This window comes from Streptomyces sp. NPDC085944 (assembly GCF_040686295.1).
GTDB classification, from domain to species: Bacteria; Actinomycetota; Actinomycetes; order Streptomycetales; family Streptomycetaceae; genus Streptomyces; species Streptomyces salinarius.
On record NZ_JBFBJX010000008.1, the window covers coordinates 85,674 to 100,856 of the forward strand.

Sequence of the window (15,183 nt, forward strand, 5' to 3'; positions counted from 1 at the left end):
TCCGCGGCGGTTAGGGAGGAGTTACGCACCGGGGGGCGACGCACGGAAGCTCATAACCCCCCGCTTCTAGCTTGGCGCGCAAAGCCACGGTGGGAGGCCCATGTGACACACGTCGACGATCAGTTGCCGCAGCTGTCCGCGGCACAGCGCCGCCTGTTGGAGTCGATGACCGGGGGCCGGCGGCCCGGCCCCGGCACCGCGCCGGACGCGCCGCCGACGGACCGGGCACCGGCCGGCCACGCCCAGCGGCGGATGTGGCTCGTGCACAAGCTGGCGCCGGGCCCGGCGTTCACGGTGCCGATCCTGTACCGCATCGCCGGACCGCTGGACGTGCCGGCGCTGACCGACGCCCTGGCGACCCTGCTGGAGCGCCACGAGATCCTGCGGACCACGTACCACGAGGCCGACGGCGACCTGCGCCAGCGCGTCGAGCCCGTGCCGTCCGACGTGCTGTCCCGGCACTCGGTCGCCGGCCTGGCCGACCACCTCCGCGACGACGCGGCCCAGCGGCTGGTCCACGCGGAGGCGGCCAGGCCCTTCGACCTCGCACGCGGCCCGGTGTTCCGCGCCGCGCTCGTCCAGACCGACAGCGAGCGGTGGCTCCTGCTGCTGACCATCCACCACATAGCCTGCGACCAGTGGTCCATGGGCGTCTTCGTCCGCGAACTCGCCGCCGTCTACGAGGCCAACACGTCCGGGACGCCCGTCCGGTTGCCCGCCCCCGGCCGCACCTACGCCGAGTACGCCCGCGAGCAGGCCGCCCGCGAGCGCGACGGCGGCTTCCAGGCCGGGCTGGCCTACTGGCGCGAGACGCTGAAGGACCTGCGCCCCCTGACACTCCCCACCGACCGGCCGCGTCCCGCCGAACCGGCGCAGCTGGGCGGCGAGGTGGCCCGCTGGGTGGAGCCCGAGGTGGCGCGCCGGGTGCGGGCCTGCGCGGCGCGGTGCGCGGCCTCGCCCTTCATGGTCGTACTCGCCGCCTTCCTCGTGGTGATGCGCGCCTACCAGCGCCACGACGACCTCGCGGTCGGCACGACGGCGGCCGGGCGCGAGTCGGAGGACCTGGCCGGGGTGATCGGCTTCTTCGTCAACACCAACGTGCTGCGGACCGAGGTGCGCGCCGGCGACACCTTCGCCGACGTCGTCGCCTCCGTGAAGGCCGCCGTGCTCGGCGCCCGGCCGCACGCGGACATCCCCTTCGAGCTGGTGGTCGACGCCCTCGAAGGCACCCGCGACGGGACCGGGCGGTCGGTCACCCCCGTGCTGTTCCAGCAGGACAACACCCCCGACAGCGCACTGCGCCTGACCGGCCTGGACGTCGCCCTCGACGACGACTTCCTCTCCGGCACCGCCAAGTACGACCTCCTCGTCAGCGTCCGCAACCGGCCCGACGGCACCCGGCTCCACTTCCAGTACGACGCGGAGCTGTTCGACCGCTCCACCGCCGCCCGCATGCTCGACGCATACGAGACCTGCCTGGCCGCCGCCGTGCGGGAACCCGAGCGCCCGGTGCGGGAGCTGCCGGTCATGTCGGACGCCGAGGCCGCCGAACTGGCCCGGCACAACGACACCGGCAGACAGTTCGACCTGCCCGGCAGCCTGCCCGGGCTGTTCGCACGCCAGGCCCGGGCCACGCCCGACGCGCTCGCCCTCGTCGACGCCACGGGCGCGCGCCGGTCCTTCCGCGAGGTGTCCGAGCAGGCGGACCGCGTCGCCCGGGCACTGATGCGGCGCGGCGTCGGACGCGGCGACACGGTGGGCGTACGCCTGCAGCCCGGCGCGCACTACCTGGCCGCCGTCCTCGGCACCATGGCGGCCGGAGCCGCGTTCGTGCCGATCGACCCGCACTACCCCGCCGAGCGGGTCGCCCTCATCTCCTCGGAGGCGGACCTCGCGCTGCTCGTCGACGACACCGGACTCGACGTGCCCACGCTGACGGCCGAAGGGCGGGACGCCGACGTCACCCTGCCGGACGTGGGCCCGGACGACCCGGCGTACGTCATCTTCACCTCCGGGTCGACCGGCCGTCCCAAGGGCGTCGTCATCCGCCACGGCGGCATCCTCAACAACCTCGCCGACCTGGCCGAGCGGCTGCGCCTGGGGCCGGACGACCGAGTCCTGACGGTGTCGTCGCCGAGCTTCGACATGTCGGTCTTCGAACTGCTCGGCGTACCCGGCTTCGGCGGCGCCGCCGTCGTCGTCGACCACGAACTGGCCCGCGACCCCGCGCACTGGGAGGAGATGGCCACGCGCCACGCGGTGACCGTGTGGAACTCGGCGCCGGCGCTGCTGGAGCTGTTCCTGGGCCACCTGGAGAGCGGCTCGACGCAGGAGGCACCGCCGCTGCGCGTCGCCGTGCTCGGCGGCGACTGGGTACCGCTCGGCGCGCCCGCCCGCTGGTACTCCCTGTTCCCCGACAGCGAGTTCACCGTACTGGGCGGCGCCACGGAGGCGTCCATCCACTCCACCTTCTACTCCTGCACGAGCGTGGACCCGGGCTGGAAGTCCATCCCGTACGGCAGGCCGATGGCGAACCAGACGGCGGTCGTGGTCGACGACGACGGCCGGCCGAGCCCCATCGGCGTGCCCGGCCACCTGCTGCTCGGCGGTGCCGGTCTCGCGGCCGGATACCACCGCAAGCCCGAACTGACCGCCGAGCGGTTCGTGCACGTCCTGGGCGAACGGCGCTACCGCACCGGCGACATCGCCAAGTGGCGGCCCGACGGCCAACTCGAACTCCTGGGCCGCGACGACGACATGATCAAGATCCACGGGCTGCGCATCGAGCCCGGCGACGTCGAGTCCGCGCTGCACGGGACCGGCGATCTCACCGGCGTGGCCGTGGTGGCCGCCGCGGCCCCCGGCGGCGGCAAGGAACTCGTCGCCTGGGTGACGAGCGACCGCGAAGTGGACACCGCGGCGCTGCGCGAGGGCCTGAAGAAGGTACTGCCGGCGTTCATGGTGCCCGCCAGGATCCAGGTGCTGGACGCGTTCCCGCTGTCACCGAACGGCAAGGTCGACCGCAGGGCCCTGGCCGGACGGGAAGCGGCCCCCGCCCCCGCCGATCCCCGCTCCGAGCCGCCCGCCACGCCCACCGAGCGCCGGGTCGCCGAGGCCTGGGCCCAGGTGCTCGGGGCCACCGCCCTCGGCCGGCACGACGACTTCTTCGAACTGGGCGGCGACTCCTTCAAGGCGGTGCGCGCGGCACGGCTCGTGGCGGGCGACCTGCCCGCGTCGGCGGTCTTCAGGCACCCGACGGTGGCCGCCCTCGCGGACCACATCGACCGCGGCGGGGAGTCCGGCAGCGGGACCGGACTGCTGCTCCACCTGTCGGCACCCCCAAAGCACCCGCCGAGCCGGGACGGGCAGCCGGTCCCCGTCGTGTGCCTGCCGCACGGAGGGGGGAACGCCGTGGTCTACCAGGCGCTCGCCGACACGCTGGGCGACGGCTTCGACGTCTGGGCCGTCAACCTGCCCGGCCACGACCTCGCCGATCGCGAGGACCCCCAGAGCATCCGGGAGGTGGCCCGGCGCTGCGCGGACGAGATCGCCGAGCGGTTCACCGGCCCCGTGGTCGTCTACGGGCAGTGCGCGGGCTGCGCGGCGGCCGTCCGGCTGGCGCGCGCCTGCGAGGCCCGGGGCGTCGAGGTCCGGGCCCTCTTCGTGGGCGCCGCCCTGCCCGACCAGGACCCCGCGGAATCGATGCGGCTGGTGCGCGAGGCGGACGACGACCTGCTCCTCGGCCACATCCGGGGACTCGGCGGTCTGAGCGGCGTACTCGACGACAGCGACCTGCTGAGAATGCTCCGGGTGGTGCGGCACGACCTGGCCGAGATGATCACGATGTACGGCGAGGAGCACGGCACCGGGATCGAGCCGGTCCGGGCGCCCGTGCACTGCGTCGTCGGCAGCGAGGACCCCGCCACCCCCGGCTACGAACAGCGCTACACCGACTGGGGCAGGTACGGCACCGGGGTGACCCTCTCGGTCATCGAGGGCGGGGAGCACTACTTCTGCAAGCACCGCCCGGACGACTTGGCCGGGGTGATACGGGAGCGGCTCGCCGCCGACGCCTCCCGGGAAGGACGGGCCCGATGAGCCTGGACCGGTGGGCGGCACTGAGCCCCGAGGAGCGCGGACGACGCGTCGGCACCGTCGCCGGACCGCCCGCCGAGGACCTCCGCGACCCGGAGGGGCCCGTACCGGCCTCGGTGGGTCAGAGCGCGCAGTTCTACGTCGACCAGACGGTCGGTGACGCGCCCAGCCCCTACGCCGTGCCCTTCGCACTGGAACTGCTGGGCGACTACGACGAGTCGGCGCTGGCCGCCGCGGTGGAGGCGGTGGCCGGGCGGCTGCCGGTGCTGCGCAGCCGCTTCGAGGCCGACGGCGGGGGCGCCCTGCGGTCCGTGGTGGCCGGGACGCCGCCGGTGCGGGTGCGGGTGGAGCACACCGCCCGGGTGTGGGAACGCGCGCGGGAACTGGCCCGTGAGCCGCTGCGGCTGGAGCGCGGTGGCCTGTTCACCGCGGCCCTGCTGCGGTCCGCGGGGTCGGAGGCCGACCTCCTGGTGCTGATCGGGCACCACGCGGTCGTGGACGGCATGTCGATGGCCGCGATCGTCGCCATGGTCGCGGCCGCCTACCGCGAGCGCTCGGTGCCCGAAGGCCCGCACACGCCCGCGTTCCGCGCGCTGGCGGCCCGGGCCGCCGACGGCGAGGTCGGCGAAGAGGCCCGCGCCTGGTGGCGCGGCCACCTCGACGGCCGGCCACCGGCCCGGCTGCCCGCCGACCGGCGGCCGCGCACGGCGTCCGACCGCCACCGCGGCGACCACGTCACCGTCGATCTGCCGACAGCCGGGTGGGAGCGGCTGCGGGCCGTCGCGCAGGCCGAGGGGGCGGGGGAGGCCGCCGCGGTCCTGGCCTGCCTCGCCGCGGTCGTGGCACGGCACTCCGGTTCGGCCGACGCCGTGTACGGCCTCTCGGTGACCGGGCGGTCCACCGTCTCGCAGCTGGAGTGCGTGGGCCCGTTCGCCGACTCGGTACCCGTCCGCGTCCGCGCCGAGCCGAACCGCACGGTGCGCGAGGTGGTGCGCTCACTGGTGGACGGACCCGCCTGCGGACGCGCCCCGTACGAGGTGCCCTTCGCCTCGCTCGTCCGCGCCCTCGAGGTGCCGCGCTCACCCGGCCGCAATCCCCTGTACGACGTGCTGGTCACCATGGACCCCTTCGTCAGCGACGAGGTCACCCCGGTCGACGGCCGGCTCGGCTGGCGGGTCCACGGGCTGCACAACGGCACGGCCAGGGTCGGCCTCCAGGTGACGGTGTCACCCCGGGGTCCCTCCGCCCGGGCCCGGTTCGACTTCGCCACGGCCGAACGGTCCCGCCCCGGCGTCGAGCGGCTGGCCCGCGAGTTCGCCGCGCTGGTGGGCGCCGTGACGGACGGCGAGGAGCCGATCGGTTCCCCCGCCGTGCCGTACGGCGGCGCGTCCGTGTCGGTCGCACCGGGCAGGCGGCGGCCGCCGGCGGTGCTCGCGGGCTTCGACGCGGCCGTGGCCGCCGGGCCGGACCGGGTGGCGCTGCGGGCCCCGGACGGAGCACTCGACTACCGGACCGTCGACGCCCGTTCGGACGTGCTGGCGGCCCGCCTGGCCGCCCGCACCCGACCCGGGGACGTCGTGGCCTGTCTGCTGGAGCACTCCGCGCTCGTGCCGGTCGCGATGCTCGCCGCCTTCAAGGCGGGCTGCGTCTATCTCCCGGTCGACCCCGGGCTGCCGGCCGAGCGCCTGGCCATGATCCTCGGCGACGCCGACGCCCGCCTCACGGTGCGCGACGCTTCCGGGCGGGACGCGGTGTTCCTGGGAGGTCCCGCGGACCCCGGCGGGCCTCCCGGACCGGACGGCGAGGGCATGGTGTCGCTCCAGGGCGGGACGGCGGACCCGGCCGCACCGTTCGTACGGCGTCCCTGTGCGAGCGCGTACCTGATGTTCACCTCCGGCTCCACGGGCCGGCCCAAGGGCGTGCGGGTGAGCCACCGTGCCCTGGCCGCGTTCGCCGCGGCCATGACCGACGAGCATCTCGTCCGCCCGGCGGACCGGGTCCTCGCCATGACGGCCACCACCTTCGACATCTCGCTGTACGAACTGCTGCTGCCGCTGACCGCCGGGGCCACCGTCGTCCTCGCCGGCGGCTCCGGTGTCCGCGGTGTCGGCCGCGCGGTGCGGCTGATCCGGGAGGGAGCCGTGGACGTGGTGCACGGCACGCCGTCCACCATGAAGGTCCTCATGGCGGCCGGCTGGCGCCGGCAGGACCGGGTGCCGCGCGTGCTGTGCGGCGGTGAACGGCTGCCCGCCGACCTGGCCGGCGAACTGGCGGACCGCGGCGGCGAGCTGGTCAACCTCTACGGACCCACCGAGGCGACGGTCTGGGCGCTGCGCGAGCGGGTGCGCGCCGAGGACACCGCGGCCGGTGCAGAGCCACTGATCGGAGCACCGCTGCCCGGCTACGCCGCCTGGGTCGCCGACCCGGTGACCCTGCGCCCGCTGGAGCCGGGCGTCGTCGGGGAGCTGTGCCTGGGCGGCGCGGCGCTCGCGGACGGGTACGTGGGGCGGCCCGAGGCCACGGCGCAGAGCTTCTTCTCGTCCCAGGCCGGTCCCGCCTACCGCACCGGCGACCTCGCGCGCCGGCGCCCCGACGGCAGGTTCGAGTTCCTCGGGCGGACCGACGACCAGGTCAAGGTGCGCGGGCACCGGGTCGAACTCGGCGATGTCGAGGCGGCCGCACGCCGGGCGCCGGGCGTCACGGACGCCGTGGCGGCCGTCGCGGACGGTGCCCTCCGGCTCCTGGTGGTGGGCGGCGAGGAAGCGGTCGCGGCGGTGCGCGAACTGCTTCCCGGGCTGCTGCCCGAGCACATGGTTCCCTCGCTCGTCGGACGGGCCGACACCGTGCCGCTGACCACGAGCGGCAAGACCGACCGGCGACGCGTCGCCGAACTGGTGGGCGCAGCGGCCGGCGGAGAGCGGGAGGCGGGTGCCACGGCGCCCGGCGCCTCCGGGGCGTCCCGCCACGAGGAATGGGTCCGCTCGGTGTGGTCCCGCATGACGGGCCGGCAACCGCTCGGGGTGACGGACAACCTGTTCGAGATCGGCGGGCACTCCCTGACGGCCGCCCGGACCGTGGCACTGGCCAGGGACGAGCTCGGGCTGGAGATCGACATGGACGAGCTGTTCGCGGACGCCACCGCGCGCGGGGTGGGCCGGCTGCTGGAGACCGCGGCCGCCGAACGCGACGCGCTCGTGCGGCTCGTCGCCTCGCTCAGCGACGCGGAGGCGGAACGGATGCTGGGCGAGCGACGGGTGTCCGGTGAGGGCTGAACGGGTGGTGTCCCGGGGGGCGTTCGGGTTACCGGGGGGTTCGTGTGTTCGCCGCTCTGCGACGTCGGTCGAACGGGGCGTGCCTGTGCGGCTTGGCGTGTCGGTGAGCGGAGCGGGGGCGGAGCGGATGCCCGGCGAGCGCTGAACGGATGGTGCCCCGGCGGCCTTTCCGGCCACCGGGGCACCGGTGTCTTCGCCGCTCGTGCGGCGTCGTCGCGGTCAGAGCCGCCGTCCCACTCCCGCCACGGCCCGCTTGAAGGCGACGAGTTCCGGGGCCACCGGCTCGTCGGGCCGCCAGGCGGGCGTCGACACGACGCCGGGCTCCAGCAGGTCGTAGCCCTCGAAGAAGCGCAGGACCTCCCGCTCGGGACGCGGGTACATCGGCTGGATCTCCTCCCGGTACAGCCGCAGCACCTCTTCGGCGCCCTGCGGCCAGTCCTCGGAGGTCAGCGCATGGGACAGCACCAGACAGCTGCCCGGGCAGGTGGCGTCCCGGAACCGGCCGAGCAGCGCCCACGGATCGTCCGAGTCGGAGACGAAGGGGAACACCCCGGTCAGGACCAGGGCGACGGGCCGCGTGAAGTCCAGGACGCCACGCACCCGGGGGTCCGCGAGGACCCCCTCCGGGTCCTGCACGGCACCCTGTACGGCCGCCACGTTCTCCTCGCCGTCCAGACGGTCCCGCCAGGCGGCCACGGCCTCGTCCTCCACGTCGACGTAGACGACCCGGGCGTCGGGCCGCTCGGCCCTCACCACCTCGTGCAGGTTGGGCGAGTCCTCGGTGGGGAACGCGCACCCCAGGTCGAGGAACTGCCCCACCCCGTACCGCGCGGCGAGCGTCCGCGCCGCGCGCAGCATGAACTGGCGGTTCTCGCGGGCCACCGTCGGCGTACCCGGATTGATCGTGAGCAGCCGGGCCAACGCGCCCTGATCCACGTCCAGGACGGTGTCGCCGCCGATCAGACTGCCGTAGATGCGGCACGCGCTGGGCCGGTGGCCGGCCGCCTCGTCGAGGAGCTGTTCCTTCTCTTCCGTGGCCATCTGGTGAACCCCTGCCCTCAGTCACCCGTCGCCGGGCTCGTCGTCGTGGATGGCCGAGGCTGGCACCGGCGGGTTCAGCCGTGGTTATGCGCGCGGCCGCGCCCGGGGAGGCGGGATAACCGCCCGCCCGCACAGTGGGCGTCCCGGCGAGCGAAGGAGCTGAGAGCGCATGACCGTCAGCGAGGCCGTACCCCTCACCATCGAGGACTTCAGCGACGTCGAGGCCCTGGAAAGCAAGGTCGGCCGGCGCCACGGCTGCGTGCCGATCCTGCTGCCCGACGGGATGCCGGCCTGGCTGGTGCTGGGAAACGCCGAGATGCGCCAGGCGCTCTCGCACCCGGGACTGGTGCGCAGCGCGTCGGCCGCCAACGAGGCGCTGACGCCCTACCTCACCCTCGCCAACAGCGACTTCCCGCTGAGCCGGCATCTGCTCTTCGCCGACCAGCCCGACCACGGCAGGATGAAGGAGAGCGTCAAGGACGCCTTCAACCGCGGCCGGGTGGAGAAACTGCGGCCGTGGATGACGGACCTCGCCCACGGTCTCGTCGACGCCTTCGCCCAGGCCGGCGAGGCGGACTTCGTCGCGGCCTTCGCGCTGCCCTTCCCGATCGCCGTCATCAGCGAGGTACTGGGCGTGGAGGAGGACAGGCGCGCCGACTTCGAGGCCCGGGCCGCCGTCATCACCGGGGTGAACACCTCGGCCAACGGCAGCGACATCGCCGCGGCCGGGGCCTGGTTCGACACGTTCGCCGGCGAACTGCTCGCGAGCCGGCGGGCCGAGCCGCGCGACGACGTCATGACGACGATGGCCCAGGCCGTGGACGCGGGCCGGATGACCGAGCGGGAGGCCCGCTCCAACGCCTTCCTCTTCCTGTCCGCGGGCTTCGAGACCACCGTCAACCTCCTCGCCAACGGGCTCCTGGCGCTGCTGCGCCACCCCGAGCAGCTGCGGATCTTCCGCGAGGACGGGTCGCGGGACGGGACGCTGCGCGCGCTGGAGGAGATGCTGCGCTACGACAGCGCGGTCTCGGGCATCACCTACCGCTTCGCCGCCGAGGACCTCACCCTGGCCGGCGTGCGCATCCCCAAGGGCGACCACGTCGCGATCTGCCTGCCCTCGGCCAACCACGACGAGCGCGTGGTCGAGTGCCCGGCCCACTTCGACGTCCGCCGGACCGTCAACCCGCACCTCAGCTTCGGGCACTCCACCCACTTCTGTCTGGGAGCGCCCCTGGCCCGGCTGGAGGGCGAGATCGCCCTGCGGGTCACCGTCGACCGGCTGGCCGACCTCGAACTGGCCGTTCCGGACAAGGAACTGACCTGGGAGCCCAGCTTCACCGTGCACCGGCTGAGCAGGCTTCCCATCCGGTTCCGGCCCGCTTCGCGCCGCGACGGGCGGGCGGCCCGATGACGTACACCACGCAGCCCGGCACCGGCACCGGCACCGGCACCGGCACCGGCACCGGCACCGGCTCCGTCACCGGCCCGGGCCGGCTCAAGTTCCTCGCCCTGAACGGCTCCGAACGCCCCGACGGCAACATCGTGCACGCCCTGCGCCGGGTCGAGGAGATCCTGGCCGGACAGCAGGCGGACCTGGAGGTCGTACGCCTGTGGGACCTGCGGCTGTCGCCGTGCGGACCGTGCGGCGACTGCAACTTCCGCACCCGGCCCTGCGCCCTCGACGACGGCCTGCGGCCGCTGATCGACCGCATGGCCGCCGCGGACGCCCTCATCTACGCCACCTCGGTGCACGGGTTCGGGTCCGCGCCCACGATGCCCACCTTCATCGAGCGCTCCGGCACCGGCCATCTGCGCTTCGACCGCGTGCTGACCAACAAGGTGGGCGGGGTCCTCGTGACCGGGCGCCGCTACTCCCACGTCGAGACGCACAACCACCTGCTGAACAACGTCCTGCTCAACCGCATGATCGTGCCCGGCCACGGCTTCCCGAGCGTGCTGTTCGGCAACGAGAAGGGCGAGGTCCTCGGCGACGAGGAGGGCATGGAGATGCTGCGCCGCATGGTGATCCGGATGGCACGCCTGGCCCGGGTGCTCCGAGAGCACCGGGAGCTCACCGGTGCGGACCTGCTGGCCGACGAGTACGCCGGCGAACGCGACCGCTGCCCGGTCGCGCTCCCGGCACCCCGGTCCGCGTGAACGAGTCGGAACCCTCCGCACCACCCGTCACGACAGAAAGGGAAGCGAACGTGGCGCACCTGAAGGAACAGTGGCCGGGGCTCGACGCGATTCCCCACCCGGCGGGACGCAAGCCCGACACCCTGGACATGGAGAACTCCGACTTCGTACGGCCGATGCAGCGGATGTTCCAGTGGTCGAGGGAACTGGGCCCGATCTTCGAGACCCAGGCCCCCGGCTTCGGCATGGTGGTCGTCACCGGCGCCGACCTCGCCAGGGACCTCTTCGACGACACCCGCTTCGAGAAGTACACCGGCTTCGGCATCGAGGCGTTCCGGCCGGTCACCGGGGACGGACTGTTCACCGCCTACAACGACGAGGAGAACTGGGCGCTGGCCCACCGCATCCTCCTGCCGGCGTTCAGCCGTGAGGCGCTCATGCGCTACCACCCCAAGATGGCCGGCTCCGTCGGCAGGCTCGTCGACCACTGGACCAAGACCGCGGGCGACGAGCCGGTCGACCTCGGCGAGAGTTCCGTCTCCCTGGCGCTGGACATGATCGGGCAGGCGGGATTCGGCTTCGACTTCGGCTCCTTCGAGGGCGGCGGGAAGAACCACCCCTACGTCAGCTCCATGGTGAACGCGCTCGCCTACTCGGTGCTGCCCCCACAGCTCCAGCAGGAACGCGAGGCGGAGTTCCGCTCCTGGGTGACGACCATGAACGGCACCGTCGACGACGTCATCGACACCCGGCGCCGGTCCGGCACGACCACGGACACCGACCTGCTCGGCATGATGATGCACGCCCGCGACGAGGTCACCGGAAAGCGGCTGCCCGACGAGAACATGCGCTACCAGGTGACGACGTTCATGGTCGCCGGATACGGCACCACGGCCTCGCTGATCACCTTCTGCCTGTACTTCCTGTCCCGCAATCCGGGTGTCCTGAGCGCGGTGCGGGCGGAGATCGAGCAGACCGTCGGGGACGCCGAGATCGACTTCGAGAGCGTCTACCGGCTGCGCGCCCTGCGCCGGGCCGTGGACGAGACGCTGCGGCTCTGGTCGCCCACCCCCGCGTTCCTGCGGGTCGCCAAGGAGGACACCGTCATCGGCGGGCGGTACGAGGTCAGGCGCGGCGGCTGGGCCGCGCTGCTCACCAGCGGCCTGCACCGGGACCCGGCCTGGGGCGAGGACGTGGAGGCCTTCGACCCGGACCGGTTCCTGCCCGAGCGCGTCCGGGCCCGTGAACCCCACCTGTACAAGCCCTTCGGCACGGGCCCCCGGGCCTGCATCGGCCGCCAGTTCGCCCTGCACGCCGCCACCCTGGCGCTGGCCGAGACCGTGCGCTCGTTCGACGTGGAGGTGCCGCCGGACTACGTCCTGTCGGTCGCCGAGGGGGGCTTCTTCATGCCCGAGAACCTCGAGGTGTCCGTCCGGCGGCGGACCTGAGCCCACACCGTCGCGCGGTGCGGAAGGGGGAGCCGTGGGCCGGCTGGACGAGAGGAAGCCGGGCGGGCCGCTGGGCCGCCTGTACGACGGTGGGCCGTTCGCGCTGGTCCACCGGCCGGGCATGACGGCGCCCGGTGCACTGGAGCTGTTCCGCGGGCCGGTGGCCGAGCTGTCGCGCCTGGCGGAGCTGCCGGTGGACCACGCCGGGGCCCCGGCCGCCGGCCCCGCGGTGCTGGCCCTCGTGCCGTTCCGGCAGGTCGCCGAGCGGGGCTACGCCTGTGTCGACGACGGAGCACCGCTGCTGGCCATGCGGATCGAGCAGCGCTCGGTCCTGGGGCTCGACGCCTTCCTGCGGGCGACCCGGGACACCGACGTGCCGTTCGACGCGGCGGGGTTCGACCTCGGCGACGACCGCTACGCCGAGATCGTGCGCGACGTACTGGCGCGGGAGATCGGCACCGGGGCGGGGTCGAACTTCGTCATCGCACGCAGCTGGTCCGCGCGGCTGCGGGACCCCTCGGTGACGGCCGAGCTGACCCTGTTCCGCCGGCTGCTGACGGGCGAGACCGGAGCCCACTGGACGTTCCTCGTGCACACCGGGCGCCGGACCTTCGTCGGGGCGACCCCGGAGCGGCACGTCAGCCTGGGCAACGGCGAGGCCGTGATGAACCCGATCAGCGGCACCCACCGCTACCCGGCGGGCGGCCCCACCGTGGACGGCCTCCTCGGGTTCCTCGCGGACCGCAAGGAGGTCGAGGAGCTGTACATGGTGGTCGACGAGGAACTGAAGATGATGGCGGGCATCTGCCACGAGCGGCCGCACGTGGACGGGCCGTACCTGCGGCGGATGCGCCACCTCGCGCACACCGAGTACTTCGTCCGGGGCCCTACCGCGCTGCCCGCGCACGAGATCCTCCGCCGGACGCTGCTGGCGCCGACCGTCACCGGCAGCCCGGTCCAGAACGCCTGCACCGTGCTGACCCGGCACGAGCCGGTGGGCCGGGGTTACTACAGCGGAGTGGCCGCGCTCATCGGCCGCGACTGCGCCGGCGCGGTCACGATGGACTCGACGATCCTGATCCGTACGGCGGAACTGACGGACGCCCGGCTGCGGCTCGGCGTCGGCGCGACGCTCGTCCGGCACTCCGACCCCGCGAAGGAGGTGGCGGAGACCCACGCGAAGGCCGCCGGGTTCCTCTCCGCCCTGCACGGTGGGCAGCGCACGGCCGCCGTCCGCACCGGTGCCGAGCCCGACCCGGCCCGGGACCCCCGGGTACGGCGCCTGCTGCGCGCACGCAACGAGGGCCTGGCGCGGTTCTGGCTCTCGCCGTCGCCCCGCACCCACTGGGCGGTGCCCGAGCTCACCGGCCTGCGGGCGCTGGTGGTCGACGGTGAGGACACCTTCACCGCGATGCTCGCCCACCAGCTGCGGGCGCTCGGCCTGACGGTCACGGTGGCCTCCTGGCGGGACGTTCCCGACCACGGCGGTCACGACCTCGTCGTCGCCGGCCCGGGCCCGGGCGACCCGGGGCGACTGGAGGAACCGAGGATCGCCCGGCTGCACACGCTGGTCGGTGAGCTCCTCGCCCTGCGCAAGCCCCTGCTGGCGGTCTGCCTGTCCCACCAGGTGCTCTGCCGGCTCATCGGTCTCGACGTGCGGTGCCGGCCGGAGCCCAACCAAGGGGTCAGGCGCCGTATCGACCTGTTCGGCGAGCCGGCCGACGTCGGCTTCTACAACACCTTCTCCGCCTGGTCCCCGGTCTCCCGCACGACCGGGCCGGACACCGGACCGGTCGAGATCGGCCGTGACGAGACGACCGGTGAGGTGCACGCCCTGCGCGGACCCGCCTTCGCCTCGGTGCAGTTCCACCCGGAATCGGTGCTCACCGAGCACGGGCCCCGCCTGATCCGCGGCCTCCTCGCCGCGGCCCTGCGGACCGGCGCCCCTGCGGTGGACCGAGTCCCCGACGCCTAGGACCCATTCATGAGCCTTGTCCGCAGTGACTTCGCCGCCCCGGGGCCCGCGGCCACGGACGCCGTGATCCGCGCCGTGCGCGCCCGGCCGGCCCGGCAGCAGCCCGACTGGCCGGATCCGGGTGCGGTGGCGGCCGTGACCGGCGAACTGGCCGGCGCGCCGGGCCTGGTGAGCGGCTCCGACGTGACGGCCCTGCGCGCCCTGCTCGCCGGGGCGGCCGCGGGCCGGCTGCGGGTGCTGCAGGGCGGCGACTGCGCGGAGATCCCCGACCGGGCGACGGCCGAACGCGCGGCCCGCACCGGCGAGCTGCTGCACTCGCTCGGCGACGCGTTCGCCGCCCGGGCCGGGCGCCCGGTCGTCACGGTCGGCCGCATCGGTGGTCAGTACGCCAAACCCCGTTCGGAGCCCGTCGAGGTCCGCGACGGACGCGAACTCCCCGTCTTCCGCGGCCACCTGGTCAACGATCCGGCCTTCGAGGCCGGAGCCCGGCGGCCGGACCCGTACCGCATGCTCGTCGGCTACCGGGCGGCGGCCACCGTGGCCGACGTGCTCGCGGGGGTGCGCCCACGGGTGTGGACCAGCCACGAGGCACTCGTCCTCGACTACGAGATGCCACTGCTGCGGCGGGAGCCCGAAGGGCTCGTCCTCACCTCCACGCACTGGCCGTGGATCGGTGACCGCACCCGGCAACTCGACGGTGCGCACGTGGAACTGCTGTCCCGGGTGGTCAATCCCGTCGCCGTCAAGGTCGGTCCGGCCATGACCGCGGCCGAACTCGCCGGTCTGTGCGAGCGGCTGGACCCCGACCGCGAACCCGGCCGGCTCACCCTGATCGCGCGGCTGGGAGCCGGGCGCGTCGACAGCCTGCTGCCGGGTCTGGTCGCGGCGGTGCGCCGGGCCGGCCACCCCGTCGTCTGGCTGTGCGACCCGATGCACGGCAACACCCTGCGCGGCCCGGGCGGCCGGAAGATCCGGGTGGTCGGCTCACTGGTGAGCGAGGTGCGCGGCTTCCACGCGGCGGTCACCGCCGAGCGGGGCACACCCGGCGGACTGCACCTGGAGGTCACCGCGGACCCGGTGGTCGAGTGCGTGTCGGACGCGGCCGAGTCGCCCTGGCCCGCCGGCGCCCCGGAGCCGCTGTGCGACCCGCGGCTGCACCCGGGCCAGGCCCGGCAGGTGGTGGACGCCTGGCCGGACGCGGCCTGAAGGCGCCGTC

Annotated in this window: 8 protein-coding genes; 7 read left to right on the plus strand and 1 reads right to left on the minus strand. The window is 74.3% G+C overall.

The genetic code is table 11. The features are described from left to right. The first annotated feature begins 102 nt into the window (after positions 1 to 102). A complete protein-coding gene (locus tag AB0P07_RS17670; RefSeq protein ID WP_365551458.1) occupies positions 103 to 4,098 on the plus strand; it encodes an amino acid adenylation domain-containing protein in 3,996 nt (1,331 codons plus the stop codon). After that, on the plus strand, positions 4,095 to 7,367 hold the full coding sequence (locus tag AB0P07_RS17675; RefSeq protein ID WP_365551461.1) for an amino acid adenylation domain-containing protein: 3,273 nt from the start codon (positions 4,095 to 4,097) through the stop codon (positions 7,365 to 7,367). Before AB0P07_RS17670 ends, AB0P07_RS17675 begins: the two co-directional genes overlap by 4 nt. Before the next feature lie 219 nt (positions 7,368 to 7,586). Here the strand turns inward: AB0P07_RS17675 and AB0P07_RS17680 are convergent, their stop codons facing one another. Beyond that, on the minus strand, positions 7,587 to 8,408 hold the full coding sequence (locus AB0P07_RS17680) for an SAM-dependent methyltransferase (protein WP_365551464.1): 822 nt from the start codon (positions 8,406 to 8,408) through the stop codon (positions 7,587 to 7,589). A 169-nt stretch (positions 8,409 to 8,577) separates the two neighbouring features. Between AB0P07_RS17680 and AB0P07_RS17685 the strand changes: the two genes are divergently transcribed. The 5 genes from AB0P07_RS17685 to AB0P07_RS17705 are packed head-to-tail and all read left to right on the plus strand — an operon-like array spanning position 8,578 to position 15,173. Continuing rightward, positions 8,578 to 9,819: a cytochrome P450 gene (locus AB0P07_RS17685; protein ID WP_365551466.1), complete on the plus strand. Its 1,242-nt coding sequence runs from the start codon at positions 8,578 to 8,580 to the stop codon at positions 9,817 to 9,819. Further along, positions 9,816 to 10,565: a flavodoxin family protein gene (locus AB0P07_RS17690; RefSeq protein WP_365551468.1), complete on the plus strand. Its 750-nt coding sequence runs from the start codon at positions 9,816 to 9,818 to the stop codon at positions 10,563 to 10,565. The genes AB0P07_RS17685 and AB0P07_RS17690 overlap by 4 nt, the downstream gene beginning before the upstream one ends. Positions 10,566 to 10,615: 50 nt before the next feature. Beyond that, complete coding sequence (locus AB0P07_RS17695; protein ID WP_365551471.1) at positions 10,616 to 11,992, plus strand: cytochrome P450; 1,377 nt, start codon at positions 10,616 to 10,618, stop codon at positions 11,990 to 11,992. A gap of 34 nt (positions 11,993 to 12,026) precedes the next feature. Then, complete coding sequence (locus AB0P07_RS17700; protein WP_365551473.1) at positions 12,027 to 13,967, plus strand: anthranilate synthase family protein; 1,941 nt, start codon at positions 12,027 to 12,029, stop codon at positions 13,965 to 13,967. 9 nt (positions 13,968 to 13,976) lie between these two features. Next, positions 13,977 to 15,173 (plus strand): 3-deoxy-7-phosphoheptulonate synthase, encoded by a 1,197-nt coding sequence (locus tag AB0P07_RS17705; RefSeq protein WP_365551476.1) that lies wholly within the window; start codon positions 13,977 to 13,979, stop codon positions 15,171 to 15,173. Positions 15,174 to 15,183 lie beyond the last annotated feature (10 nt).

What these genes read in the sequence shown, in the direction of transcription:
- AB0P07_RS17675 (WP_365551461.1), top strand. Translation starts at nt 4,095, where the DNA reads ATGAGCCTGGACCGGTGGGCGGCACTGAGCCCCGAGGAGCGCGGACGA.
- AB0P07_RS17680 (WP_365551464.1), bottom strand. Translation starts at nt 8,408, where the DNA reads ATGGCCACGGAAGAGAAGGAACAGCTCCTCGACGAGGCGGCCGGCCAC.
- AB0P07_RS17685 (WP_365551466.1), top strand. Translation starts at nt 8,578, where the DNA reads ATGACCGTCAGCGAGGCCGTACCCCTCACCATCGAGGACTTCAGCGAC.
- AB0P07_RS17690 (WP_365551468.1), top strand. Translation starts at nt 9,816, where the DNA reads ATGACGTACACCACGCAGCCCGGCACCGGCACCGGCACCGGCACCGGC.
- AB0P07_RS17705 (WP_365551476.1), top strand. Translation starts at nt 13,977, where the DNA reads ATGAGCCTTGTCCGCAGTGACTTCGCCGCCCCGGGGCCCGCGGCCACG.